This window comes from Methylophilus sp. UBA6697 (assembly GCF_002454655.1).
In the GTDB taxonomy this organism is placed as follows: Bacteria; Pseudomonadota; Gammaproteobacteria; order Burkholderiales; family Methylophilaceae; genus Methylophilus.
Window position 1 is genome coordinate 1 of record NZ_DKJH01000010.1, and the last position, 8,940, is coordinate 8,940.

7 protein-coding genes are annotated in these 8,940 nt (G+C 52.0%); 4 read left to right on the forward strand and 3 right to left on the reverse strand.

The window, feature by feature from the left end; genetic code table 11:
- Positions 1-2,000, reverse strand: a 2,000-nt coding sequence (locus tag B3355_RS03995) for a YgiQ family radical SAM protein (protein ID WP_292780420.1), incomplete at its 3' end; no start/stop codon positions are given.
- Positions 2,001-2,267: 267 nt separating this feature from the next.
- Here B3355_RS03995 and B3355_RS04000 point away from each other — a divergent pair.
- Genes B3355_RS04000 through B3355_RS04015 form a run of 4 tightly spaced genes read left to right on the forward strand, consistent with a single transcriptional unit; the run spans position 2,268 to position 6,981 of the window.
- Positions 2,268-5,054 carry a bifunctional diguanylate cyclase/phosphodiesterase gene (locus tag B3355_RS04000; RefSeq protein ID WP_292780422.1) on the forward strand — a complete coding sequence of 929 codons (2,787 nt, stop codon included), beginning with the start codon at positions 2,268-2,270 and terminating at the stop codon, positions 5,052-5,054.
- A gap of 5 nt (positions 5,055-5,059) precedes the next feature.
- Complete coding sequence (gene aat / locus B3355_RS04005) at positions 5,060-5,758, forward strand: leucyl/phenylalanyl-tRNA--protein transferase (RefSeq protein WP_292780425.1); 699 nt, start codon at positions 5,060-5,062, stop codon at positions 5,756-5,758.
- The gene (locus B3355_RS04010) at positions 5,745-6,485 is read left to right on the forward strand and encodes an arginyltransferase (RefSeq protein WP_047517051.1); all 741 of its coding nucleotides are present in this window, start codon (positions 5,745-5,747) and stop codon (positions 6,483-6,485) included. The genes aat and B3355_RS04010 overlap by 14 nt, the downstream gene beginning before the upstream one ends.
- Before the next feature lies 1 nt (position 6,486).
- Entirely contained in the window at positions 6,487-6,981 is a 495-nt protein-coding gene (locus B3355_RS04015; protein WP_292780431.1) for a hypothetical protein, read from the forward strand.
- 2 nt (positions 6,982-6,983) lie between these two features.
- On the opposite strand, the gene B3355_RS04020 is transcribed toward B3355_RS04015, so the two are convergent.
- Positions 6,984-7,625, reverse strand: a complete 642-nt coding sequence (locus B3355_RS04020; RefSeq protein ID WP_292780437.1) for a class II aldolase/adducin family protein — start codon at positions 7,623-7,625, stop codon at positions 6,984-6,986.
- A 16-nt stretch (positions 7,626-7,641) separates the two neighbouring features.
- Positions 7,642-8,709: an S-methyl-5-thioribose-1-phosphate isomerase gene (mtnA, locus tag B3355_RS04025; RefSeq protein WP_292780434.1), complete on the reverse strand. Its 1,068-nt coding sequence runs from the start codon at positions 8,707-8,709 to the stop codon at positions 7,642-7,644.
- Between the last annotated feature and the right edge of the window lie 231 nt (positions 8,710-8,940).

Sequence of the window (8,940 nt, forward strand, 5' to 3'; positions counted from 1 at the left end):
GGGTCATGGTAGCGGATAAACGCTTTTTGCAATTTGCGGATGGTGCCAGTTTTGGCGACTGGCACGTTCTCAGAGTCAGGGGTGACTTTGCGTAAGGGGTTTTTGCCACTGTGATACATGGCGGTAGCCATCGCCATCGGCGTCGGCGTAAACGTCTGCACCTGGTCAAGGCGGAAATCATTGCGCTTGAGCCACAATGCCAGGTTAATCATATCGTCATCTGTGGTGCCAGGATGCGCAGCAATAAAGTATGGAATCAAATACTGTTTCTTGCCTGCCTCGGCACTGAATTTTTCAAACATGCGCTTGAACTCATCATAAGCGCCCATGCCCGGCTTCATCATTTTGCTCAGCACGTTTTCTTCTGAGTGCTCAGGCGCAATTTTCAAATAGCCGCCCACATGATGCTGCACCAGCTCCTTGACATATTCCGGCGATTTCACGGCGAGGTCATAACGCAAGCCTGAACCAATGAGGATTTTTTTCACGCCACGCAAGTTACGCGCCTTGCGGTAAAGCTGGATCAGCGCCGAATGGTCAGTATTGAGGTTTTCGCACACGCCAGGATAGACGCAAGACAACTTGCGGCAGTTTTTCTCGATCTCTTCAGACTTGCAAGACAAGCGGTACATATTGGCCGTTGGCCCGCCGAGGTCAGAAATCACGCCGGTAAAGCCATCCACTTTGTCTCGAATTTCTTCAATTTCGCGCAAAACAGAGTCTTCGGACCGGCTCTGGATAATACGGCCTTCATGCTCGGTGATCGAGCAGAAAGTACAGCCACCAAAACAGCCGCGCATGATATTGACCGAAAAACGGATCATTTCCCAGGCCGGGATATTGGCATCCTTGTAAGCTGGATGTGGTTTGCGTGCATAAGGCAAGTCGTAAACGTAATCCATCTCTTTGGTCGTGAGTGGAATCGGCGGCGCATTCAGCCACACTTCGCGGTTGCCGTGTCTTTGCACCAGCGCCCGCGCATTGCCTGGGTTAGCTTCCAGATGCAGCACGCGCGAAGCGTGCGCATACATCACCGGGTCACTCACCACCTCTTCATACGATGGCATGCGGATGACCTGGCGGTCACGCGGCACTTTGCTGGCTTTAAGCGGTAAGGGCAGGCTGATGGTTGGCGCCGCCGCACTCGCTTCAGCGCCTTTTTCATCGGTCGCGCAGCTGGCATCGCCCTTGCCCATTTTCATGGCATAAGGGTCTTCGTGTTTCTCAACCACGCCTGGTCTATCCAAACGGGTGGAAGGCACCTCTAAAAAGTCATCCGGCACCTGTTTGCGGATAAACGCCGTACCACGGATATCCTGAATTTCATGCACCGGCTCACCGCGCGCAATACGATGCGACAGCTCAACAATGGCACGTTCAGCATTGCCATACAGCAGAATATCGGCTTTAGAATCGATGAGGATAGAACGACGTACTTTGTCCGACCAGTAATCGTAATGTGCAATGCGGCGCAGGCTGGCTTCGATACTGCCAATCACCAGCGGCACATCTGCATAAGCCTCTTTACAGCGCTGCGAATACACCAGCACCGCGCGGTCCGGGCGTTTGTTGGCTTCAGCATTCGGCGTATAGGCATCATCAGAACGGATTTTACGGTCTGCCGTGTAACGGTTGACCATGCTATCCATATTGCCCGCCGTCACGCCAAAATACAGATTGGGCTTACCCAACACTTTAAAGGCCGCCGCTGACTGCCAGTCAGGCTGCGCAATAATGCCAACGCGAAAGCCTTGCGCCTCGAGCAAACGACCAATCAACGCTGCACCAAAACTGGGGTGGTCAATATAGGCATCCCCGCTCACCAGAATAATGTCGCAACTATCCCAGCCCAGTGCATCCATTTCGGCGCGGCTCATCGGCAGCACAGGCGCCGTGCCAAAGCGTTTGGCCCAATACGGACGATAGCTGTTAACAGGTTTGGCTATAAGGGAGGTGTAGATTTCCACGCGGGTGACCAGCAATGCTTGAGAGTTGCGCATTTTACGCGTTAATTGATTGATTTGAAATCATTTTTCTTAAAAAAATGAAGTGTTTTTGCCGTCACAATCACGCGAACGACTGAATTAGGTCTCGTCCGGAGAAAACACCTCGCGCAAAACAAACTGTGTGCTGAATCAGACGCCCAACACGAAAAGACGGGCATTCGCCGTTAACAGGTGTATTTGTGATTGCGGCGGCTGTTAAAGCCCTGTATAACCACTCTCAAGAGTGGGGTATTTTTTTACATAATAATTATTAAATTAACAATGAAGCATTACACGCTATTCAAGAAAATCCTATTACCTTTGGCAGCCTTTGGCCTGCTGATCGGGTTCATTTCATTTGCCTTTATTTTCAACCATCACCTGAATAATATTGAGGCCAAGGCCAACGAAGAAACACAAAAACTCGCCAACCTGTTAGTCACGGCCAGAACACTGGTCAGTGAACATGTGCTTTCCAGCATGGCTTTGCTGAAACAATATGCCTCGGTTGAAGGTCCGCCCAATATTCATGGCGTCACCGACATGCTGGGGACGCAGGTACCCAATCTGCGCTTTGGCGACAGCCCGCAAACAGGCAGGACCATTATGGTCGACTCTGTCACCCGCATTGGCAGCGGCACTGCCACTATTTTTGTCAAACGTGGCCAACAGTTTTTGCGGATTGCCACCAATGTGAAAAAAGCCGATGGCAGCAACGCCTTTGGCACCGAGCTGAACCCGTATGGCAAGGTGATTGAAAAACTGCAGAAAAATGAAACGTTCTATGGCGTGGTTGATATTCTGGGCGAAGCCTATCTTTCACGTTACGAGCCCATGCACGACAACCAGAATCGTTTGATTGGTGCCTGGTATGTCGGTTATAAACTGGACTTCAATGCTATTGACCAGGCGATCCGCCAATGGGGATTTTTAGAAAAAGGCTTCGTCGCCATCACCGATGGCCACGGCAAGATTCGCTTTCTTACCGGCGGCATCAGCAAACAGCAAGCGCTAGAGGCGATGGAAGACAGCCAGCACCGCTGGAAAAGAGTCAGCAAAGAAGTGCCTGAATGGGACTTCCAGATCAATATCCTTTACCCCGTCAACGAAGCTTACTGGTCTGCGCTGGGCGCGCTTTCGCCTGTCATGATCATCGCCTTGATTCTGACCCTGGTGGTGTTAATGGCCGTGATCAGCGGCTTGCAGCGCTTTGTGTTGAACCCCTTGGGTGGCGAGCCGGAAACCGCAAAACTGCTGCTAATGCGCATTGAAAGCGGCGATTTCGCCGAAGACCATATTGCAGCCACACCAGATACCTTGATCGCCAACATGGTCAAAATGCGGCGACGCTTGCGTGAAATGGTGAGCCAGATACAGGCCAGCGCCAACCGGCTCAAAGTCTCTGCGAGCGTGTTTGACCATGCACATGACGCTATTTTCATTACCGACGAACGTGGCCTGATTGTGCAATGCAACCCCTCGTTTAGCGTAGTCACCGGCTATGCGCAGGCCGAAGCCATTGGGCAGTCCCCTGCCGCCTTAGGTATTGCCTGCCTGCAGCCAGACTTCTTTCAAGACCTGTATGAAGGTGCACAGGCGTTTCAAGAGTGGCAAGGCGAAGTGTGGAACCGCCATCATCAGGGGCATGATTACCTGGTTGAACTGGAACTGTCACCGGTGATGAATCAGGCGGGCGAATTCCAGCATTATGTCGGTTTATTCTCGGATATCACCCGCGCCAAAGAACAGCAAAACATGCTGGAGCACCTGGCTTACCATGATGTATTAACGCAGTTGCCCAACCGCGTCCTGTTTTCCAGCCGTTTACAGCAAGCCTTGCTGGAGGCTGAGCGCCAGCAATCACTGGTGGCTATCTGCTATATAGACCTGGATGACTTTAAAATTGTAAATGACCAGTATGGCCACGAATTTGGCGATAAATTGCTGATGCAACTGGCCAGCCGGCTGACCAATATTCTTAAACCGCAAGACACGCTGGCGCGCCTGGGCGGCGATGAATTTGCCATGCTCTTGTGCGGCGGCCGTACACAAACCGAATACACGCGTTTACTCAAAAAACTGCTGGCGGCGATTGAAAAACCGTTTGCGATTGATAAATTCAAATTCTCGATTTCAGCCAGCATTGGCTACACGCTTTACCCTATAGACAACAACCCACCCGACACGCTGCTACGCCATGCCGACCATGCCATGTACCATGCCAAAACGCATGGCGGGCACCAGTTCCACCTGTTTGACTTAGCCTCCGCGCAGCAGTCGCAACAACAGCAACTACTGTTGCGAGACTTGCTGAACGGCATTCAAAACAGCCACATCAAACTGGTTTACCAGCCGCAGGTGTGCATGCAATCAGGCAAACTGTTTTGCTTTGAGGCCTTATTGCGCTGGCAACACCCACTGCGTGGCCTGCTTTACCCGAATGACTTTCTCAACGCGGTGGAACATACCAGCCTGATTATTGATATTGGCAACTGGGTGATTGAAGAAAGCCTGCGACAACTCACGGAATGGCAAGACCATGGCCTGCACACCCAGGTCTCGGTCAATATTGCTGCACAACATTTGATGCATAAACAGTTCAGTGACCATCTGGCCAGCCTGTTTAAAAAGTACCCCAAGATCCAACCGCAACAACTGCATATCGAGATCACCGAAAGCGCAGCCATCAGTGACTTCGCCCGTGTCAACCGTGTCATTCAACAGTGCCAGTCGCTGGGCGTGGCTTTTTCGATTGATGACTTTGGCTCCGGCTACTCGTCACTGATTTATTTGCGCCGGTTGCCGGTAGATATCATCAAAATCGACCAGTCCTTTATCCACAACATGCTCAGCAACCAGGAGGACCTGGCAGTGATTCGAGGTGTAGTCACGCTATGCCGTGAGTTCGGGCGCAAAGTGGTGGCAGAGGGCGTGGAAAAAGCGGAGCAGGCCCAGATCCTGGCGGCATTAGGTTGCGATTATGCACAAGGCTTTGGCATTTCGCGTGGCATGCCGGGCAACAAGGTTATAGAATGGGCAGGCAAGCACGACCCTTACCAATTTAACTGACGTTTATGCACGAACACTACTACCCGCTGCCGGGCGGGCCAGTACTCATTCTGGACACAAAAACGCCTTTTCCGCCATTGCAGCAGGCATTGACCGAGCCCAATGGGCTGATTGCCATTGGCGGCGATTTGACCGCAAAGCGATTGCTAGCGGCCTACCGGCAAGGGATTTTCCCCTGGTTCAGCCCAGGCGAGCCTATCCTCTGGTGGAGTCCTGACCCACGTATGGTTTTATTTCCCGAGGCGCTGAATATCAGCCGTTCATTACGCAAGGTCATGCAACAGCAGCCTTTTGATATCCGTTTCAATACTGATTTCAAGCGCGTGATACAAGCATGTGCGGCCACCCCTCGCCCAGGTCAGCCAGGCACCTGGATTACCGACGACATGATCGCCGCTTATCACCAACTACACCTGATGGGATATGCGCATAGCGTAGAAGCCTGGCAAGATGAACAGCTCGTGGGTGGCTGCTATGGTGTGAAAATTGGCCGCATGTTTTATGGAGAAAGCATGTTTCATCATGCCAGCAATGCCTCTAAAGTCGCGTTTGCCCATTTAGTGCAATGGTTAAACGCGCAACAAGTCGGTATGATTGATTGTCAGATGCATACACCGCTGCTGGCAAGCTTTGGTGCATATGAGATTCCCCGAGACCGGTTTATCGCGCAATTGAACACCCTGGTGCAATATGACGTTACCTAATGATGCCCCACTGCAAAAACTGCAGTTTTATGTCACCACGGCCTATCCGTGTGGCTACCTGCCAAAAAAGCTGGCACAAAGCCTGATTGCCACCCCGCAAAATCTGGTCGATGGCCCGGTATATAGCGGCCTGATCCAGCAAGGATTCAGACGCAGCGGTAAATTTGCCTACCGTCCACACTGCGAACACTGCAACGCCTGCATTTCAGTGCGTTTGCCGGTCAACGCCTTTCAAATCACGCGTAGCCAGCAACGCGCCTTTAAAAAACATGCCGACCTGCAAGTGACGATCGTCGAAGCCAGCTACGATGCTGAACATTTCGCGCTTTACCAGGCTTACCAGCAACAGCGCCATCACCACGGCCCGGACCATATTGCAGACCTTGAGGATGAGGCCGCGCAGTACCAGCAGTTTTTGTGTCAGAGCAATGTGGAAAGCATTATGGTTGAGTTCCGCGATGCCTATGGCGCCCTCAAAATGGTCAGTGTGATCGACATCGTGATGGATGGCTTATCTGCGGTCTATACGTTTTACGATGCCACGGATAAAGCCAGCTACGGCACATATAGCATCCTGTGGCAAATTGCCTGGGCCAAACAGCTGGGCCTGCCCTATTTGTATCTGGGCTACTGGATCGCCGACAGCCAGAAAATGGCCTATAAACAGCAGTTCCAGCCGCAGGAAAAACTGGTGGATGGCGAGTGGATAGCCAGCCCGCAGCCATAATATGAAATACACCCCACAATCGCTCGCCAAGCAGTTTTGTCTGGGGGTATATGTCAATGCTGTAGATGCCATGCTCTGGCGTGACACCTTCGACTATATAGCCAGACTCAAAGATGACTCTGTGTTTCAAAAAAGTCAGATTGCAACACTGTGGGCGCAATACGGCGGTGACCTGCGTGCCAAAATAAAAGACGACGCCCTGGTGCTAAAAGTACTCAAAAAGGCACTCTCTGATTACCACGGCGAGGGCTTTACTTTATACCGTGGAGAAAGCTGGTTTTTATTTGACAACGACCAGATCGGCTTTTGCTGGAGCACCTCTGAAGACATTGCAACCACTTATGCCAAAGGCCTTAATGCAGTAGAGTCTGGTGGCGTGCTGCTCAAGTGCTATGCGCCACCGGAGGCCATTCTGGCCATAGAAAACAATGTGTTTATATGTGACCCAACATACTTATTGCGCTTGAGCACCTTGGCGTTGTTTCCCAAGTTGTAGGCCTACTTATCCCACTGGCCATAGCCTTTAAACTGGGCGTGCACTTCACGCATCTGCTCTGGCGTTAACAGCGCAGGCTCCCCAAGCTGCAATAAGCGCCAATACTGCTCGCATAGATTCTCCACCTCAATGGCTATCGCCAGTGCCTGTGCCAAGGTTTTACCTAAAGCGATCATGCCATGGTGCGCCAGCAAACAGGCTTTGCGCTCTTGCAAGGCGCTCACGGCGACATCAGATAGCGCCTGGGTGCCAAACAAGGCATAAGGCGCACAACGGATATCGTCACCGCCTACGGTGGCGATCATATAATGAAACGGCGGCACATCGCGTGCCATGCAGGCAATGGTGGTGGCAAACATGCTATGGCAATGCACCACCGCATTCACTTCCGGCCGTGCCTGTAAAATGTCGCGGTGAAAAAACCACTCACTAGAAGGCTGTTTACCGGCCTCAGCCTGTCCCGTCCAATCCATATACACCATGCTCTGTGTGTTGAGCTGTTCGGCAGGCACGCCTGAAGGTGTAATTAAAAAGCCGTCATCCAGCCGCATGCTGGCATTGCCAGAACTGCCTTTGTTGAGTCCGGCTAGCGCCATCTGCTGGGCAGCCTGTAATAATTGCTGTGCGGGTGGAGGTGTGGTCATTGTTGGAGTCGTCATTTTAAGCTGCCAGTGTATGTAGCTGCGCAGGCGTCAATACGCCGTGCTCAGTAATAATCCCCGTGACCAGCCTGGCGGGCGTCACATCAAACGCCGGGTTGAGCGCCGTGCTTTCGTGTGGAATCACGCGTATGCGTTGCACCTGTCCGTCTGCGCCCTGCCCTTGCATATAAGCCACCTCGTCTGCGTCGCGCATTTCAATTTCAATATCAGCACCACGTGCTAGTTGCCAATCGATAGTCGGCGTAGGTACAGCTGCATAAAAAGGTATGTTCTGGTCAAAAGCGGCCAGCGCCTTTAAATAAGTGCCAATCTTGTTGCACACGTCACCCTCACGTGTCACGCGATCAGCGCCCACAATCACCATATCCACCTGGCCATGCTGCATTAAATGTCCGCCGGCATTATCAGCAATCACCGTATGCGGCACGCCATGTTGCGCCAGCTCCCAGGCGGTTAAACTCGCGCCCTGATTGCGCGGTCGCGTTTCATCTACCCAGACATGCACCTTCAGGCCCGCATCATGTGCCGCGTAAATTGGCGCCAGCGCGGTGCCACCATCCACAGTGGCCAGCCAGCCAGCGTTGCAATGGGTGAGAATATTTACGACCTGCTGCGGATTGACCGAGCCTTTGGCGGCAATGAGCGCCTTGCCATGCTGGCCCAGTGCCAGATTTTGTGTCACATCTTCATCGGCAATCGCTTGCGCCAGCTGCCAGGCCGCCATCGCGCGGGCAGACTCAGGTAAGGCCAGCAAGGCTTGCTGCATGCGTTGCGCCGCCCACGCCAGATTCACGGCTGTTGGCCGGGTAGCACACAATTGCGTGACCACATCCCGCACCTGCGCATCACTGGCGGTTTGCTGAACGCCCAGCGCGACGCCGTAAGCAGCGGCAGCACCTATCAAAGGTGCACCCCGCACTTGCATACTGCGAATGGCATGACACATTTGCGCCAGGGTCGTCACATTCACCGTCACAAACTCAAACGGTAAGCGGGTCTGATCAATCAGGCAGACAGCCTCCGCTTGTTGCCAGATGGTACGAAAATGTTGTTGTTTGATACGCATAAAAAGAAATCTGCTGACGAGTAGTCATTAATTGTAAAAGTTGTAAAAGGCCTTGCTTTTCCTGTAGGACAAACACCGTATTTTTCCATCCACAAAATCTGTGGATAACTTTGTGGATTGCTGTGTCTTAATTCCGTAACTTACCAATTTAAAAGGACTTTTTCCAAAAGTTCATTTTTTAATCTATTTTTTTATTCAATAAAATCAACGACTTACAATGCACCACTATAA